A 16477-nucleotide genomic window follows, 5' to 3' on the forward strand; every position below is an offset into this window, starting at 1 on the left:
CATGCGCACAGTGTAGGAACACGCTGCCGCAACGCCAAGGACCAAGGTCTTCACTACAAGCGATTTTCGCCGTCCCCCGCGCACCACCACACAACAAATCAAGGACTTACGACTGCGGTCGGGTCAGGAAATGGCGAAAAACGGTGGCTTTCAGGCGCGAATAGCGAAAGTCGGGCTAACGCTGACTGCAGCGTTCGTCGCGAGCCGGTTTCTGCCCGATGCCTGGTACGCGGCACTGCAAAGGCCTGCGTTCAAACCACCGAACTGGGTATTTCCGCCGGCGTGGTCGGTGCTTTATGTACTGATGGCGATTGCCGCCTGGCGCGCTTGCAAACGCGACGGCCTGAGTGCCGCGATCGTCTGATGGGCAGCTCAACTGCTGTTCAGCGCAGCCTGGATGTAGCCGCTTTTCGGCCTGCACAACTTGGGTGCCTCACCCAAACACCGGCGTCCTTCAATACGCGCCGATGCTTCAAACTCGCGCAGCTTAGTGCTGGCTCATCCACGACGGATGGCGGGTGGTCGCCTCACGGTCCAGCTTGCGCATACGGAATTCCAGATCGTACAGATCGGTTGCTTCTGCGAGGAAGGCGTCAGCGCGTTCTTTCGCGAGTTGATCGGGCGATTTGGTCAGGAACAGAAACAGGCGGCTAAGCAGATACATGGTCAACCTCGACAATGAGTTTAGGCGTTAACGCCTAAGGGATAACCCCAATTATAGGGAAAACCCTAGAATTGCGCCAATACTCATTTCGAAGTGTTGCTCCAACCTCATCGTGCGTCCGCCGAGGCTTCTGTGGCGGTGCTTTCAGCGATACGGCCGGCGCCCGTGCGGCGCTGATGCCTGAAAAATTCCCACACCATGGCGCTCGCGTCTGGACCTTTGGCGGAATGAAACGGTACGGTGTCGTCGCCGCCGCTCCAGGCGTGCGCGAGCCCTTGCACACGGCACAGCCGCACCACGCGCCGCCCGCCTCGCATGTAGTCGCGCGTCACCACGCCCCCCTTGCGCTCTTCCTTGACTTCACCGGATTTGCGCGCCCCGTTCTTGTCGACGATCCGGTTCAGGCGGGAAAACTGCACCGCCAACTGGTCCGCATTGACCGGCGCGACCACGTGGTCGGTGTCGCCGTGGAGAATGATGGCCGGCATGCCGGGGTATTCCGCCACATTAACGAGTTCGTCGACCAGCTCGGCCGGCTCGCGGCGCGCGCCGCGTCGCATCACGTCCATCGCCGTAATGCCGGAGCGAGCCTCCCCGAAAGCGGGGCCGGAATGCAACGCGACCGCCGCGAAATGCTCCGGATAGTTGGCGGCCAGAAGCGCCGTCAGGCCGGCGCCGGCGGAGATTCCGGCGACATACACGCGCTCGCTGTCGAAGCCATGCTCGGCAACCAGCGAATCCACCAGCGAGACGACCGCGCGCGTCTCAGCGCCGCCGGCGCTGTCGCTGGCGTCGTACCAATGCCAGCAGCGATGCGAATGAACGTGCTTCGACTGTTCCGGATAAACCACGGCGAAGCCGAACCGGTCCGCGAGCACGTTCATCCGCGTGCCTGCCGCGAATTCGTCAATCGACTGGGTGCAGCCGTGCAGCATCACCACCAGCGGCATCGCCTCGTGCGCATGGCCGGACGGGATATACAAACCGTACTGAAGATGGTTGACGAGCCGCCCGGGCGCGGCGGGCGCCGAATGGAACGAGCGCGTCCATGAACCGCTCGCCCATGCCGAAGCACGCGGACGAACCCGCGATTCCCGTGGGGCAGCGCGCGGCGCCTCGCGTTTTGCGGATGCGCGTAGCGCGGCCGCCGGATTGACAGGACGGACCTTGGCCGAAGGCTTGCTGGTGGCAGCGCGTGCCGGCCGCGTGGCGGCGCGCTTGGTGGTGTGGGCAGGCTCGGTTTGAATGGCGAGCAGCCGCTTGAGACCGCGCAACCAGATTTTCGATAGACTTTTTGCCATCGGCGGATAACCTCGCAAAAAGGGACAGGTGTCGTTCGATAGAACGACGCTTTGTTGTGCAATGCACAATAACACCAATCCTCATGCGATGCTGGAAGCCCGAACCACTGTCGAGCACCGAATTTTCCGCACGGCGAACCTTGCAGCAACAACAACGTCAAATCTTTGCAAAGCTTGTTCGCCAGCCAACGTCCCGTCGCAAAAAGCCTGGCGCGTGGCAAGTCTGGCCCGAAGCACCCGTCTATACTGGCGGGTAAATAATTTCGGAATACGCCTTTGCGGCGTCGGCGACTCACGCTGTTCGCGCGTTAAACCATTACCAACCCGATTCTACGCGGCCTTGGTCGCACTTTTGCCATGCCCGATTTACCTGTCCATCTGTGGTATTCGATTACCAGCCTCGGCGGCGCCGGCATGACGCTGCCGCTCGCGTTCGCCATCGCACTTTGGCTGGCGGTCGGCTACACGTGGCGCATGGCTGCCGGCTGGTTGCTGCTGCTTGGCGCGGCTATCGGCGTAGTGACCGTGACCAAGCTGGCCTTCCTCGGCTGGGGCGTCGGCGTGCGCGAACTGGATTTCACCGGCGTGAGCGGTCACGCCATGCTGTCTACCGCCGTCTATCCGGTCGCGCTGTTCCTGATGTTGCTGCCAGCGCGTCCGGCAATTCGTCTGCTTGGCGTCATACTGGGCCTGGCCGCGGGCATCGCGGTCGGCTTGTCGCGCGTCGTGCTGAGCGCTCACTCGCCGTCTGAAGCCGTCACCGGCTGCCTGGTCGGCGCGCTGGCGGCGCTGGTCTTCGTGCGCATGGCGTGGAATCTTGAGCCGGGCCGATTGTCGGTGTTGCCCGTCACCGCTAGTCTGATGATCCTCGCGGTGCTGATGCACGGCGTGCACGTGCCGACGCAACGCTGGGTCACGCATATCGCGCTGAAGGTGTCCGGTCACGAGCGACCGTTCATCCGCGCCAAGTGGAGGTCCGTGCGTGACGTACGTCCCGCCACGGCGCCGCTGTCGCAGACGCTCAACACGCTTACGCCGCCGCACTCCTCCGACATCTGAAGCACACCCAACCGATTGCTCGTTCGGCAACTGAAGCCCTCGCTCGTCGATCCGCGCGCCGCCTTATGCGCGCAACTGAATAATCGTCATGGGTATCGTTATAACCTTTCATATATTACGATAGCGTTTTAACCCGCCGCTCCGGCCCATGCCGGACATCCAAGCCTTCATGACACTGTCTCGCCGCCTTGTGAAACATGCGCTGTTGATCGCTAGCGCCATCTCCGTTGCCGCCAGCGCCAACGCACGTGCCGACGAACTCGTGGTCTCCGCCGCCAGCCTGACCAACGCCTTCAAAGCAGTTAGCGAGGTCTTCGAACAGCAGCACCCCGGCACCAAGGTCCTGCTGAACTTCGGCGCGTCCGACGTGCTGATGCAGCAAATCGCCAAGGGTGCGCCCGCCGACGTGTTCGCCTCCGCGGATCAGAAAGCGATGGACAAGGCCACCGCGGAAAAAGTGATCGTGCCGGCCACGCGCCGCGACTTCGCCGCCAATTCGCTGGTGCTGATCGTGCCGGCCGACAGCCATTTCGCGCCGGCCTCGCTGAACGATCTGGCGTCGGCGAATGTGAAGCGTGTGGCTTACGGTGATCCGGCTTCCGTGCCGATCGGCCGCTACGCGCAAGGCGCGCTGCAAGCCGCCGGCGTGTGGGACGCGGTCAACGCGAAGGCCGTGCTGGCATCGAACGTACGCCAGAGCCTGGACTACGTGTCGCGTGGCGAAGTCGACGCCGGCTTCGTGTTCAGCACCGACACCGCGGTCATGCCGGACAAGGTCAAGGTCGCGATGAACGTGCCGACGCAGACGCCGATCACCTATCCGATCGCGCAGGTCGAAGGCAGCCGTCACGCGGCCGACGCGCAGGCCTTCATGAACTTCGTGCTCTCGCCGGCCGGCCAGGCCGTGCTCGCGAAGTACGGTTTCAAGCCCGCGCATTAACTTAGCTACCGCACGCTCATGCAACAGGCCTGGATTCCGCTCCTGCTGTCGCTGAAAGTGGCGGGCTGGGCCACCGCGCTCAATCTGGTGTTCGGCGTCGCGGCCGGTTTCGGTTTGTCGCGCTGGCGCTCGGGCGCGCGCGACGTGATCGATTCGCTGCTCATGTTGCCGCTCGTGATGCCGCCCACGGTGCTCGGCTACTACCTGCTCGTGCTGCTTGGACGGCGCGGTGTGATCGGCGCCTGGCTCGACCGCGTCGATATCCAGTTGGTGTTCACCTGGCAGGGTGCCGTGATCGCGTCGACGGTGGTGGCGTTTCCGCTCGTCCTAAAGTCGGCGCGCGCCGCCTTTGAAGCGGTGGATCCTCAACTGGAGCGTGCCGCGCGCACGCTGGGCGTCAGCGAGACGGCGGTGTTTTTTCGCGTGACGCTGCCGCTCGCGGCGCGCGGCATCCTGGCCGGTGGTCTGCTGGCGTTCGCGCGCGCCCTGGGCGAATTCGGCGCGACGCTGATGATCGCGGGCAACTTGCCGGGGCGCACCCAAACGCTTTCGGTGGCGGTCTACTCAGCGGTGCAAGCCGGTGACGACAGCACCGCCACGCTCCTCGTGCTCGTGACTTCGGTGACGTGCGTCGTGATTCTGTTGCTCGCGGGCCGTCTGGTGCCGCAGCACACGATTTTGGCGTCCCGCTGACATGCCGCTCGCCGTCGACATCCGCAAGACCTTCCAGAGCGCCGAACGCCGCTTCACGCTCGACGTCTCGTTCAAGGCGACCACGCAGCGCGTCGTGCTGTTCGGGCCGTCCGGTGCGGGAAAGAGTCTGACCTTGCAAGCCATCGCCGGCCTGCTGCGTGCCGACGAGGGCACGATTGCGTTGCATGGCAACGCGCTATTCGATAGCACGCAGGGCATCGATCTGAAACCGCAAGCGCGCAAGATCGCGTATCTGTTCCAGGACTACGCGCTGTTTCCTCATCTGAACGTGCGGCAGAACATTGGCTTCGGCTTGCAGCCGGGTTGGCTCAATCCGCGCGCGCGAATCTCGCACCCGCAAGTCGACTACTGGCTCGATGCGCTCGAGTTGAAAAGCGTCGCGGGGAATCATCCGGCGCAGCTTTCGGGTGGACAGAAGCAGCGCGTGGCGTTGGCGCGAGCGCTGGTCGCTAAGTCTCGCTTGCTGTTGCTAGACGAACCGTTTTCCGCGCTCGATAGCGCGCTGCGTGAGCGCATGCGGCGCGAGCTGTCGGACCTGCAGACGCGGCTCGATATTCCGATGGTGTTGATCACGCACGACCCCGACGATGTCGCCGCCTTCGGCGATCAGGTCGTGCAGGTCAGCGATGGTTGTGTGCGTGAGAACCATGCGTTCGCCGGGTACGAGCGCAGCGTGCCATAACGTCAGCGCGCGCCTTCAGGGTCCTCGAAACCCTCAGAACCTTCACAGTTCTCGCAGCCCTATAGCCGTAAAGTACTCAATCCTTCACCCCAAGAATCACACTCGACGCCTTGAACGCCGCGACCGCGATCCCGCCTTCCACAAGGCCGAGCGTATCGACGCTTTCATTCGTGACGACCGCGGTAATCACCGCGCCGCCGTCCAGCACCAACGACACCTCCGCATTAACAGCCCCGCGCTTCACGCTCTGCACGGTGCCGCGCAACTGATTACGCGCGGACAGTTTCAGCGGCGCGCCGCTTTCGTTCTCCACGAGCAGCACCACCCACGACGCCTTGATCAACGCGAACGCCGCCACCCCCTTCACGAGCCCCAGCGTCTCGGTACTTTCATGCGTGAGCACCGCGACGATCGTATGGCCGCCTGGCAGCGCCAGCGACACTTCATCGTTGACCGTCCCACGCGTGATCGCCGACACCGTTCCATAAAGCTGATTACGCGCGCTCGTTTTCACGCCGATGCGGCCGATCAGATCCCAATCCGTGGCAAAGCCTTCGATCGCCGCGCCCGCGCGTTCGAGAAAACGCCGATGTTCGCGTTCGACCGCCCGAAACGTATCGATCAGCTTCACCGCGCGAGGCGTGAGCGTCGTGCCGCCACCGCCTTTGCCGCCGGTCGAGCGCACGACGAGCGGCTCGCCGGCGAGGTTGTTCATCGTGTCGACGGCGTCCCACGCGCCTTTGTAGCTCATGCCGACGGCTTTCGCCGCGCTGGTGATCGAACCGGTCTCGCCGATCGCCGCGAGCAGCCCAATCCGCGACGCGCCGCCGAGCGTTTGCGCGCCGGCCTGAAACCAGACGGAGCCGCCGAGTTCAAGGGCTTCGTGAGGCGGATCGGTGCGGTCGGATGTCATGGCGGCAGGGGGGGCGGTGGGTTAGGAAAGGACAGCGAACCATTATAGCGACGCAGCGCCCCCCATCGCATTCGTCAGTCGCTCAAACCGCGTACTGTGCGATCCCATTTCCGAACGACCAATTCTCTTTCAGCACCTCGACGAGATTGATGAACACATCCTCTCGTCGCAGTCCCGGCGACTCTGCCAGTTCATCCGCCATGCGCTTGTACAACGCCTTTTTCTGCTCGAGCGTGCGGGTGTTGTTCAGCGTGATCTGAATCAGCACCAGATCGTCGCTGCGCTGCACGTTCAGATATTGCTTGTCGTACACAAAATTGGCGGCTTCGTGCTCGGTGATGAGCATGAAGATGTCGTCTTTCGGCACATTGAACGTGTCCACCAGCGAACGCTGAATGCTGTCCGTCAGCGCCTTCCGGTATTCGGCCGGCTTGCCGGCGCGCAATGCAATTCGTGTGAGCGGCATGGTGAAACTCCTTGGTTGCTTTGATTGGGTAAACACAGCTTAGGCGGGCTCAGTCATAATTAACAGATATCATTGGTTATTTCATCCATATTCAACTGAAATGAAAGTCCTCGATCTCGATGCGGTGCGCGCCTTCGTGCTGGTCGCCGATCTGCACAGCTTCACGCGGGCCGCCGACGCGCTCGACACCACGCAATCGGCCGTCAGCCTGAAGCTCAAGCGGCTGGAGGCGCACCTCGGCAAGCAGTTGGTGGAGCGCACGCCGCGCGTCGTGCGTCTTTCCGCGGACGGCAATGCGTTCCTTGGCGCGGCCCGCGATCTGCTGAGCGCGCACGAGCGGGCGCTGGGCTCGCTGTCGGTGGAGCGTCGGCGGCTCACGCTGGGGCTGAGCGAGCATGTCGCGGGAGCGAACTTGCCGCAGTTGCTTGCGCGGCTCAACGCGCACGATCCGGGTCTGGTGGTCGAATTACATATGGGCACGTCGGCAGCGCTGCTCGCGCAATTCGATGAACGGCGCCTCGACGCGGTGGTCGTTCGCTATGGCGCCGATGAATCGCCGCGTGACGACGCACAGGTGCTTTTCAGCGAGCCGCTTGGCTGGCTCGCCACGCCGGAATGGCTGCCGCGCATCGGCGAGCCGTTGGCGTTGGCGCTGCTAAGTCCGCCATGCAATGTGCGCGACGTCGCGCTGCACGCGCTGAATGAGGCGGGGGTTGCATGGCAGGAAGTGTTCGTCGGCGGCGGTGTGGCGGCGGTCGGCGCCGCGGTCGCGGCCGGTCTGGCGGTGTCGCCGTTGGCGCGCAGAGTGGCGCCGCGAGGGTTGGTCGATGTCGGCGCGCGGCTGGGTTTGCCGCCGCTGCCGGAATCGCGCGTGACCTTGCATTCGCGGGTGAGGGATAAGCGGTCGGTGGAGACATTACGGTTGGTGACGAACGGGTTGGCAAGCGGTTGAGACATTAGGACGCTTCGCCATAAAAACCTAAGCGGCTACGGTATATAATGGCCGCTATGCCCATCATTGCCCGGATCGACGGGCTGATCGTGGTCATCTACCCTCACGATCACGCTCCGCCTCATGTTCATGTTCTCGGTCCGGATGGTGAGATTATCTTTATCTTGAATTGTCCCGACGGCCCGGTTTCCATCCGCGAGGCTCGAGGGTATTCAGAACGCGAAGCGCGCCGACTGGCAAAACGCATTAACGAAATGGTGCCGTTCCTGTGCTCCGCATGGAAAGGAATCCACTCATGAGCAGCAGCGAAGAATGGCGGCTCGCGCGGGAACGCGGCGCCGAAACCGCCAAGCGTCCCGCCGCGCGCAGCGCATGTTATAAGCCGCGCACTAAGCGGCTCGAAATCACACTGACCAATGACATTTCGCTGCTGGTGCCAGTCGCCTATATCGAGGGTTTGCACAACGCGTCGGCAGCGGATTTGCGCTCGATTGAGATTTTCGGTCTCGGTTCGGCGCTCGTTTTTCCGGCGCTCGACGTCGTGGTGTCGGTGCATGGCCTTATCGACGGTGTATTCGGCTCGAAAGCATGGATGCGCGATATCGGCCGCAGCGGCGGTAGCGTGAAATCCGAGGCGAAATCGGCGGCTGCCCGCGAGAACGGCAAGAAAGGTGGCCGTCCGCGAAAGGCTGCGTGAGGCTTACCACCCCAAAGTGCGCGCCGCCTGAACCGGAGGTCAGTGGAGGATCGGCGGCAACGAGCCGCTGCTGGCGGTAGCCTGATTAGCGGTTGCGGCCGCGGGACTCGCCGTTACGTTTGCGGCCTTGGCAGGCGCGCTCGTGTGGACGACAGCCGGTTTGGCCGCGCCGGTTTTCGCCGCCACCTTGACCACATGGGCATGCGCTGTATGGCCTTGAACCAGGTTGGCGTGCATGATCCTGCCTTGACCCGGTTTCGCCTGAGCAATTTGTGCGTGCGGCTTTTTAACCTGCGCCACTACGGCTGGGGCTGGCTTCGACTTAGGCTTGCCAGCGCTCTTGACCACGCCGCCGTGGCTAACATTCTTAGCCGCAACCTTCTTCACGTCGCCATGCGCTGCCGCGACCTTCTTCACGCCGCCGTGCACTGCCGGCCGGGCACCGTTCTTCGACGCCGACGCAACCCGCTGCGCGCCATGCTGACCGCTCGCCGCGTGCTTCAAACCTGCCTTCGCGCCGGCGGTAGACTTAACCTTGGCGGCACCCGCCGTTTTCTTTGCGTGCTTCGCCGCATGCCCGATCGACTCGGGCGGATTCCACACTTCCGCATAACCCGCAGCCATTGCCGCACCGGACACACACCACACTGCAACTGCCGTTGCTACTGCTCGAACCCACATCTCCTGCTTCTCCTGATATTCGGCTTCATAACGAGCCGGGATTATATTCTCTTGCAAAAATCCATTTTTAGACTAATATCAATTTCAAGTACAGATAAGGACTTACCCACTCATGGCTCACGCTGCCCGCGCCACTCAGCCCGAACCGCCAATCCGCCGGCCGGTTTCGGAACCCACGCTCACGGAAATGTCGGCGGCAGGCCTGCGCGCGTTCTTCAACATCGCGCGAGACTGGGACTTGAGCGCCGAAGAGCAGATTGTCTTGCTCGGCTCGCCGGGCCGCTCCACCTACTTCAAATGGAAATCCGCACCGCAGACAGCACGGCTGGGGCGCGACACGCTGGAACGCCTGTCGCTGCTGCTTGGCATCTATAAGGCGCTGCAAATCCTGCTGCCACAGCCCAGCGCCGCCGACACCTGGATCAAGCGCCCCAACAGCGCGCCGCCGTTCGGCGGCCGCCGCGCGCTGGACCGCATGCTGGCCGGCAATATTAGCGATCTCGTGGCCGTGCGCCAGTATCTCGACGCAATGCGAGGCGGCTGGGCGTGACACAACCGCATTGGCAGGACCGCTGGCGCAGCGCGCCGCTCGACTGGTCGCCCGCGTATCGCGTGATTCCGACGCGCTTTCCGGCCGTCAATCTGTTCGACCGGGTCGCATCGCCGGAAGATTTCGACGCCCTCTACGCGCTCGAAGCGATGACCAACGACCGCTTACGCACCGAAGTCGGCGAACTCGATCTCATACCACGCGAAGAGCGCCGTTTCGGCCCGGGATACGGACCGATCATGGCCGCACTGACGCACTTGAATCCGCTCGGCAGCCGCTTCTCGGACGGCACGTATGGCGTGTTCTATTGCGCCCGCTCGCGGGCTACTGCGATCGCCGAGACGCGCTATCACACGGGGAAATTTCTGGAGGCGACCGCCGAGCCACCCATGCGGCAGCAGATGCGCCTCTACACCGTGGTGGCGCAAGGCAACGTGGTCGATATCCGCAGCGACGAATCGCTCGATCTGGCGGTCCTGTCGCCCGACGACTATCTCGCCGGACAATCGCTCGGCCGTACCGTGCGCGAGGCCGGTGCGCCGGGCATCGTGTATCCATCGGTGCGAGATGATGAAGGCGAGTGCCTCGCTGCGTTCAGAACCACGCTGCTGCGCGACTGCCATCACGCGGCGTATCTGGAATACAACTGGAACGGCACGCGCATCGATCTGGTGTTCGAGCTCAATCAGGTGGGCTAGAAGACTCGAAACAAGCTCGAAACAATCAAGGCAAAGCCAGCGCCGCCGCCCCGCTCTCCCGCGCCGCCTCGACCGAGATCGACCAGCGCCGCAATGCCTGAGGCTCGACAATCGTCAGCTTGCCGCCGGGCCCGAATGCGCCGGTGTCGATGAACACCTGTGAGCCGATCTGCTGGATGTCGCGCATCGGTGTATGGCCGCAATAAGTCAGCGAAAGGCCGCGCTGCCGCTGCGGATCGCCGTTGCCCAAGGCCAGATCGCGCCCCCACAGCAATTGCTGGCGCGTTTCGGCGGAAAAATTCCCGGCGTCGAGTTCGGCATCCGAGCCGAAAAATTCTGCATGCAGAATATTGAAGCGCTCCTTACCGCTGCCAACCACTCGCACGAGCGGCAGTGGCCGCAGCAGTTCGGCGTACTGCTGCAAGCGTTCGTCGGATACATTCGCCGCCCATATCCCGCCGATTCCATACCACCACTGGCGCCGCAAGCGCCCATCGGCGACAGCGCACAAGGTGTCTTCGTGATTGCCGAGCACCGCGTAAAACCACGGCTTGTCGAGCAGGGTCAAAGCCTGCTCGGAATGTTCGCCGCGGTCCACCAGATCGCCGACCGAAAAGAGCCGGTCGCGCGCCGGGTCGAACGCGATGTCGCGCAGCAGATAGCGCAATGCATCGACACAGCCATGCAAATCGCCCACGACAAAGTCGCGGCCGCTCGGATTGGCCGAATGATGCTGCACGGGGTTGACGAGTACGGAAGCCATGCGCTCATGATAGTGCGGCATGCGCAAGTGCGTATGCGCGTTGCCCATCTTTTCGTGGTGCCCCGCGTCATCGAAATGACGTAGAAACGACGCAAAAACGGCGCGTCCCCGGCAGAACTTACCGGAAAACGCACCGTCCGCGCAGTATTTATTGCTGTGCGCGCAGTTTGGCCACCTGATCCACTGTCACCGTGGACTGAGGATTGCCGAACTGTTTGGTCACGTAGTTGGTGATAGCCGCCACCTGATCGTCGGTGAGCTGGGTGCCGAACGCGGGCATCAGCACGTCAGCCTGTTTCGTCGTACGACTGACGCCGTGCAGGATCACCATCGCCAGATTGTTGGCGTCGCTCGCGCCGACCGCCGAATTGTGGATCAGCGATGGATACGCGCCCGGCTCGCTTGCGCCGACGCCCTGACCGGTCCAGTTATGGCACGTCGCGCAATTGGCGATGAACAGTTGCGCACCGTTCACCGCATTGATCGTGGTGCCGCGCAACGCGGTGACGTCGTCGACGGCGGGATTGCCCCACTGGTCGCGCGGCCGCGATTCTCCGCCGTTGATCGGCGGAACCGAGTGCAGATACGTGACGATCGAGCCGACGTCCTCGCGCGTCAGATACTGCGTGCTGTCAGTCACCACCTCGGCCATTGGGCCCGCCGCATTGGCGCGGCCGGGCGCCGCGCCGGTCGACAGATACGCCGCCAGTTCGTCATCGCTCCAGTTGCCCACGCCGCTGTTCTTGTCCGGCGTAATGTTGTACGCATGCCAGCCGGCCTGCACCGCGCCGGAAAAGCGCGAACTCATCTTCAAACCCTGCATGAAATTGCGCGGCGTATGGCATTCCTCGCAATGCGCGAGACCTTGGACCAGATACGCGCCGCGATTCAACTCGGCGCTTTGCTTCGGGTCGGGGACGAAGCGGCCTTCGTCGAAATTGAACAGATTCCAGAACACCATCAGCCAGCGCAGGTTGAAGGGGAATTTCAGGGTATTGCTCGGCGGTGCATAGTGGATCGGCGTCAGCGTGTTCAGATACGCGCGAATCGCCAGCACGTCCTGATCAGTGACCTTGGTGTACTCCACGTACGGGAAGGCCGGATACAGCCGCTCGCCGCTCTTGCCGACGCCCTCATGCATCGCGCGCAGAAAATCGGCGTCGCTCCATTGCCCGATGCCGGTGTCTGGATCGGGCGTGATGTTGGGTGTCACGATCGTGCCAACCGGCGTGTTGATCGGCAGGCCGCCCGCAAACGGGCGTGCTTTGTCAGCCGTGTGGCAGGCGGCGCAGTCGCCGACGCGCGCAAGATATTCACCGCGTTTCACGAGATCGCTGCTGGCCACCGCCGTCGGTGTGGCCGCCGCATCGGCCGGTTGCGAGGCGTCGTCCGCGCGGGCCTGCGTGATCGGCAGCTCGTCGTTATGTCGCGCAGCGGGACCATGCACTTCGTGCCAGGCGACATACAGCGCGAACAGCGAAAAGACGGTCGCCAGCGTCGCCACCCGGAAGCGACGAGGACGTGTGTTCTGGACCAGCGCATCGGCCGGCTGCACGTGAGAGATATTCTTCGTCATTGTGGCTCTCCGTTCAGGACTCAGATTTCACGCTTGAGCTTGTCGGCCAGTTTCAGCGACAAGGCAGCGATCGTCAGCGTGCAATTCACGGAGGCAGCAGTCGGCATCACGCCGCTGCTGGCGATGAACAGATTCGAGTGATCGTGCGTGCGGCAGTCGGCGTCGACGACCGAATCCCCAGGATCGCTGCCCATGATGGTGGTACCCATGATGTGGTTGTTCGGCGCGAACGTATCGTCGAACGAAACCTCGGCGCCGCGGAACAGCGAGGCGATCTGCGCATACAGTTCATGCGTGTTCGCCGCGCTCTTCTTCACGTAGTCGTTGATCGAGTAGTAGATCTCGGGCTGCGGAATGCCGAGCGCGTCCTTGTGATCCGCCGAGGGCACCACGCGGTTCTGCGGCTCCGGGAGATGCTCGTGAAAGCTGTTGATATTCAGCGTGCGCGACACGCGGTCGCGAATCTGCCGGTCGAGCTCGGCGCCGGTGAGGCCTTGTTTCAGCAGATCGGCGGTCACGCTCATGGTCGGCACGCCATTCGACAGATGCAGCTTTTTCGCCGCGTAATCGGAGCGGAACGCGCCGTCGCGGAAGTTGACGATCGAGGTCATCTCCATCGGCCCGCGTCCGGGCCAAAGCGGTTCATTGGCGAGGAAGATGACACCCGTGCCCGGATGGTCCATCAGGTTACGGCCCACCTGATCGGAGCTGTTGCCGATGCCGTGCGGGAATTTGTCGGTAGTCGACATCAGCATCAGCTTCGGCGTTTCGATGCCGTTCGCGGCGAGCACGAACAGCTTGCCGGTCACGCGTGTGCTGTTGCCGTTCGGGTCCCTGTAGTGGACTGCCGTGATGAGCCCTTTGTTGTCCGCTTCGACGCGGTACACGACCGCCTCGGGAATCAGCTTCGCGCCGGCCTGTTCGGCCTTCTCCGCATGCACCACGCCGTTGTACATCGCCGCGATCGGGCAAATCGGCATGCAGTTGTTATTGCCGCAGCAGGTGGGCCGCGCGTCGTACGGACGGCTGTTACGCGCGACCGGTTCGGGTACCACCTTGAAGCCCTGTGCGTTGAGCACGTCGCTAAAGCGCTGATCCATGTACGACAGCGGCAACGCGCTCATCGGATAGGGCTTGGAGCGCGGCGAACCGAGATCGATCGTGCTGTCCGGCCCGGAAACGCCCAATTGCATTTCAGCCGCCAAATACCACGGCTCCAGCGTTTCATACGGATAAGGCCAATCACGTCCCACGCCATACAGCTTGTGCAACTGGAAGTCCGACGGCAACAGCCGCCACGCAGCGGCCGCCCAGTGCCAGGTCGTGCCGCCGACCAGCCGCACATACTGTGAGTTGTACGGATAGTCGCCCTTCTGGATCAGGTAATTGTTCGCGGGCGCGTACTCGGGATGCGGCGCGTACGCCGTGGAGGGATACGGCGTCGCGAAGTCGGACTTGACCGGCGAGTTGCGAAAGTTCTCGACGATCTGCCAGCGCGGAATACGCGGCCCGGCTTCGAGCAGAATCACCGATGCACCGGCCAACGCCATCTGATGTGCAACCAGCCCACCTGCCACGCCCGACCCGACCACCACGATGTCGGCGGAATTTGAGTTTGCCATTGTTGCCCTCTTATGTGTCGACCAGAGTTGGCGCTAAAGCGCCAACTCTGGTCCCATGCACGATGGTTGTGCCGGCTTATCGTTGCTTGCTGGGCTCGCGTGCCGGCGTTTCGTCGAACGACTCAATCGGGCGCTACGACGCTACGGCTTTACGGCACGCGCGAGAGGAAACCTCGTTCAGGCGGTCACCGGCTTCTGCGTCCAGTAGAACGGCACGTCGCGGCAATAGGACGGAATTGTCAGCACGTCCTTGACCGGCTCGAACATCAGCGCTTTTTCATAAGCGACCACGTCGACATGCGGCATGTCACCCACGAGACCGAGATACCACGCACGCATGATCGCGCTCACGGACTTGGCGAGCGCCGGCTGATCGGCCTGCAATGCCTGCGTGACGGTATCGGACGGCACACCGCCATGACCTTGCAGCCACGTGTTGAGCGCGGCGACGTTCTGGGAGAACTGGCTGTCGGATTTGGCGAGGGCGTCGTAGACACGTTTGCCGAGCACGGCGTCGAAGCCCGTGCGACCGGTGAGACGTTGCGAGAGCGCGAGGAAGGCATCGAGTCCGCCGCCGGCGGGCGCATCGGCGAACGCCGGAGCGATCCACGAGAGCGAGCGGCCCGCGCCCGCAAACGCGAGCGCGGCGGCAGCGGCGCATGCGCCCAGCACCCATACCCTGCGTGAAGCCGAGAACGAAAACGAACGAAAGGATTGAAGCGAAGGCGACTGCGACGACCTCACCGAAGAAGGTAATGAAGAAGGCAGCGAAGGCGAAGTTAACGACGAAAACCCGGCCGAATGCGTCACTTCGTGGTGCGCATCCTTATTCTCAAGAACATCTGTCATGGGGGCTCCAGATGGTGAGTCGATCGTGAGTCATTCTCAACGGGCAACGCGGCCGTGGCGTGATGCCGCTTGCGCGTTGCGTCGCGCGTTACGTCGATTTCTCTACCCCAAACCTAGTCTGGCGCCGCTTAAGCGGTCTTGTGTGGCTGCATGATTCCGATGCGAGCCGCATTACGTTGTGCTGATGACAGCCTTGTGAAACAGCTTCAGTGTGCGGCGTGCAAGGCGAAAAGCGTACCGCCTGCCAATCGCCTTTCAACTGAAAGCGGCGCGCAAGGCCGTTGCGAAAGACTATAGCCTGTGATTCACCCGTTCGACAAATGGTGCCCGAAGCGCGAGTAGAATCCGCGACACAGACGGCCCTCCACTCTTGATCCCATGCTCACAAAATATTATCCGCAGGTTCTTCGCAATCGACCACGCATGCTGATTGGCCTCGCCGTCGGCCTCGTGGCCGCGCTGGTGCTCCCCGAACACGCTCGCCCCATGGTCCGTGTACTGGTCGGCTGGGACGCTGCGGTGTGGAGCTATCTCGCGCTGATCTGGGTGCACATGGCCGCCGCCGACGAAGGCCGGGTCCGCGAATTCTCGCGGCGCGACGATGAAAACGCGGGTGTGGTGCTGGTCGTGATCTGCGTCGCAACGATCGCCAGTATTGCCGCAATCGTGCTCGAACTGGCCTCGGCGAAGGGCACGGCCGGCGCGTCGACGCTGTGGCACTACCTGTTGACCGGCCTCACGATGTTCGGCGCGTGGTTCCTGATCCCGACCATTTTCACCATGCACTACGCACGGCTTTACTACGACGAGGATGCAACGGAGACTGCGCTGCTGTTTCCCGACCACAAGCTCCAACCGAACTACTGGGACTTCCTGTACTTCTCGTTCACCATGGCGGTCGCCTCGCAAACCTCGGACGTCGTACTGCGCTCCCGCACGATTCGTCGCGCAGCGCTCGCGCAGTCGATCCTCTCGTTCTACTTCAACGTCGCCGTGCTCGGCTTGTGCGTGAACATCGCAGCGGGCCTGCTCGGCTCCTAGCCGTGTAAAACCCGGGCGACGCCCGCCCGTTTTACACGCGGGCCGTCCGCCCCCACGGGCAACTCCGCCCCTGGCGGCCATCCCTCCGCCCTTCCCACAGGGCACGGGTCCCCCTTCGCTTCAGTCCAAAGTGCACTGGCACAACGTTTGCTGCATTTTGCGAATAGTTCTGGCCGGCCCCCGTGCCATCCGCGCCTGGCGTCAAAGCACCCCCTACTGGCCAGCGGCGTGACGATCTTTGCACTACATTGACCAGTACGCGCCCTCGCTTCACGCATCGCGCGGTATCCGGCTCTGGAAGCCCAATGA

General features: G+C 62.9%; 20 protein-coding genes. 11 read left to right on the plus strand and 9 right to left on the minus strand.

Annotated features, from left to right (window positions below; translation table 11 throughout):
- Positions 1 to 130 precede the first annotated feature (130 nt).
- Positions 131 to 364, plus strand: coding sequence for a TspO/MBR family protein (locus GNZ13_RS01085; RefSeq protein ID WP_236001757.1), 234 nt, complete (start codon positions 131 to 133; stop codon positions 362 to 364).
- Between the two features lie 123 nt (positions 365 to 487).
- On the opposite strand, the gene GNZ13_RS01090 is transcribed toward GNZ13_RS01085, so the two are convergent.
- Positions 488 to 664 carry a DUF3563 family protein gene (locus tag GNZ13_RS01090; RefSeq protein ID WP_081833034.1) on the minus strand — a complete coding sequence of 59 codons (177 nt, stop codon included), beginning with the start codon at positions 662 to 664 and terminating at the stop codon, positions 488 to 490.
- A gap of 107 nt (positions 665 to 771) precedes the next feature.
- On the minus strand, positions 772 to 1965 hold the full coding sequence (locus GNZ13_RS01095) for an extracellular catalytic domain type 1 short-chain-length polyhydroxyalkanoate depolymerase (RefSeq protein ID WP_172159710.1): 1194 nt from the start codon (positions 1963 to 1965) through the stop codon (positions 772 to 774).
- Between the two features lie 357 nt (positions 1966 to 2322).
- On the opposite strand from GNZ13_RS01095, the gene GNZ13_RS01100 reads away from it, so the two are divergent.
- The 4 genes from GNZ13_RS01100 (at position 2323) to GNZ13_RS01115 (ending at position 5360) form a co-directional block, all read left to right on the plus strand.
- On the plus strand, positions 2323 to 3024 hold the full coding sequence (locus tag GNZ13_RS01100; RefSeq protein ID WP_172159712.1) for a phosphatase PAP2 family protein: 702 nt from the start codon (positions 2323 to 2325) through the stop codon (positions 3022 to 3024).
- A 169-nt stretch (positions 3025 to 3193) separates the two neighbouring features.
- The gene (gene modA, locus GNZ13_RS01105) at positions 3194 to 3964 is read left to right on the plus strand and encodes a molybdate ABC transporter substrate-binding protein (RefSeq protein WP_172159714.1); all 771 of its coding nucleotides are present in this window, start codon (positions 3194 to 3196) and stop codon (positions 3962 to 3964) included.
- Positions 3965 to 3982: 18 nt separating this feature from the next.
- Positions 3983 to 4657, plus strand: a complete 675-nt coding sequence (gene modB / locus GNZ13_RS01110) for a molybdate ABC transporter permease subunit (protein WP_172159716.1) — start codon at positions 3983 to 3985, stop codon at positions 4655 to 4657.
- A gap of 1 nt (position 4658) precedes the next feature.
- Complete coding sequence (locus tag GNZ13_RS01115; protein WP_172159718.1) at positions 4659 to 5360, plus strand: ATP-binding cassette domain-containing protein; 702 nt, start codon at positions 4659 to 4661, stop codon at positions 5358 to 5360.
- A gap of 76 nt (positions 5361 to 5436) precedes the next feature.
- On the opposite strand, the gene GNZ13_RS01120 is transcribed toward GNZ13_RS01115, so the two are convergent.
- Positions 5437 to 6273 carry a TOBE domain-containing protein gene (locus GNZ13_RS01120; protein WP_172159720.1) on the minus strand — a complete coding sequence of 279 codons (837 nt, stop codon included), beginning with the start codon at positions 6271 to 6273 and terminating at the stop codon, positions 5437 to 5439.
- Positions 6274 to 6355: 82 nt separating this feature from the next.
- Complete coding sequence (locus tag GNZ13_RS01125) at positions 6356 to 6739, minus strand: tautomerase family protein (RefSeq protein WP_172159722.1); 384 nt, start codon at positions 6737 to 6739, stop codon at positions 6356 to 6358.
- A gap of 100 nt (positions 6740 to 6839) precedes the next feature.
- Here GNZ13_RS01125 and GNZ13_RS01130 point away from each other — a divergent pair, with 100 nt between their 5' ends.
- From GNZ13_RS01130 to GNZ13_RS01140, 3 genes are read left to right on the plus strand one after another with little or no spacing between them, the layout of a single operon-like run.
- A complete protein-coding gene (locus GNZ13_RS01130; protein WP_172159724.1) occupies positions 6840 to 7691 on the plus strand; it encodes a LysR family transcriptional regulator in 852 nt (283 codons plus the stop codon).
- A 56-nt stretch (positions 7692 to 7747) separates the two neighbouring features.
- Positions 7748 to 7990: a DUF4160 domain-containing protein gene (locus GNZ13_RS01135; protein WP_172159725.1), complete on the plus strand. Its 243-nt coding sequence runs from the start codon at positions 7748 to 7750 to the stop codon at positions 7988 to 7990.
- Positions 7987 to 8388: a DUF2442 domain-containing protein gene (locus GNZ13_RS01140; RefSeq protein ID WP_172159726.1), complete on the plus strand. Its 402-nt coding sequence runs from the start codon at positions 7987 to 7989 to the stop codon at positions 8386 to 8388. Before GNZ13_RS01135 ends, GNZ13_RS01140 begins: the two co-directional genes overlap by 4 nt.
- 39 nt (positions 8389 to 8427) lie before the next feature.
- Here the strand turns inward: GNZ13_RS01140 and GNZ13_RS01145 are convergent, their stop codons facing one another.
- The gene (locus GNZ13_RS01145) at positions 8428 to 9069 is read right to left on the minus strand and encodes a hypothetical protein (RefSeq protein WP_172159727.1); all 642 of its coding nucleotides are present in this window, start codon (positions 9067 to 9069) and stop codon (positions 8428 to 8430) included.
- A gap of 112 nt (positions 9070 to 9181) precedes the next feature.
- Here GNZ13_RS01145 and GNZ13_RS01150 point away from each other — a divergent pair, with 112 nt between their 5' ends.
- Together GNZ13_RS01150 and GNZ13_RS01155 are read left to right on the plus strand one after the other, a co-directional pair.
- Entirely contained in the window at positions 9182 to 9619 is a 438-nt protein-coding gene (locus GNZ13_RS01150; RefSeq protein ID WP_172159728.1) for an MbcA/ParS/Xre antitoxin family protein, read from the plus strand.
- On the plus strand, positions 9616 to 10317 hold the full coding sequence (locus tag GNZ13_RS01155; RefSeq protein WP_172159729.1) for an RES family NAD+ phosphorylase: 702 nt from the start codon (positions 9616 to 9618) through the stop codon (positions 10315 to 10317). Before GNZ13_RS01150 ends, GNZ13_RS01155 begins: the two co-directional genes overlap by 4 nt.
- Before the next feature lie 25 nt (positions 10318 to 10342).
- Here GNZ13_RS01155 and GNZ13_RS01160 read toward each other — a convergent pair whose 3' ends face one another.
- The 4 genes from GNZ13_RS01160 to GNZ13_RS01175 form a co-directional block, all read right to left on the minus strand.
- A complete protein-coding gene (locus GNZ13_RS01160; RefSeq protein ID WP_172159730.1) occupies positions 10343 to 11080 on the minus strand; it encodes a metallophosphoesterase in 738 nt (245 codons plus the stop codon).
- A gap of 148 nt (positions 11081 to 11228) precedes the next feature.
- Positions 11229 to 12656 carry a cytochrome c gene (locus GNZ13_RS01165; RefSeq protein ID WP_172159731.1) on the minus strand — a complete coding sequence of 476 codons (1428 nt, stop codon included), beginning with the start codon at positions 12654 to 12656 and terminating at the stop codon, positions 11229 to 11231.
- Between the two features lie 20 nt (positions 12657 to 12676).
- A complete protein-coding gene (locus GNZ13_RS01170; RefSeq protein WP_172159732.1) occupies positions 12677 to 14278 on the minus strand; it encodes a GMC family oxidoreductase in 1602 nt (533 codons plus the stop codon).
- Positions 14279 to 14455: 177 nt separating this feature from the next.
- Positions 14456 to 15127: a sugar dehydrogenase complex small subunit gene (locus GNZ13_RS01175; protein WP_172159734.1), complete on the minus strand. Its 672-nt coding sequence runs from the start codon at positions 15125 to 15127 to the stop codon at positions 14456 to 14458.
- A 378-nt stretch (positions 15128 to 15505) separates the two neighbouring features.
- Between GNZ13_RS01175 and GNZ13_RS01180 the strand changes: the two genes are divergently transcribed.
- Positions 15506 to 16168 carry a DUF1345 domain-containing protein gene (locus GNZ13_RS01180; protein ID WP_172159736.1) on the plus strand — a complete coding sequence of 221 codons (663 nt, stop codon included), beginning with the start codon at positions 15506 to 15508 and terminating at the stop codon, positions 16166 to 16168.
- Positions 16169 to 16477: the final 309 nt, after the last annotated feature.

The sequence above is a fragment of the Paraburkholderia elongata genome (genome assembly GCF_013177735.1).
Lineage (GTDB): Bacteria > Pseudomonadota > Gammaproteobacteria > Burkholderiales > Burkholderiaceae > Paraburkholderia > Paraburkholderia elongata.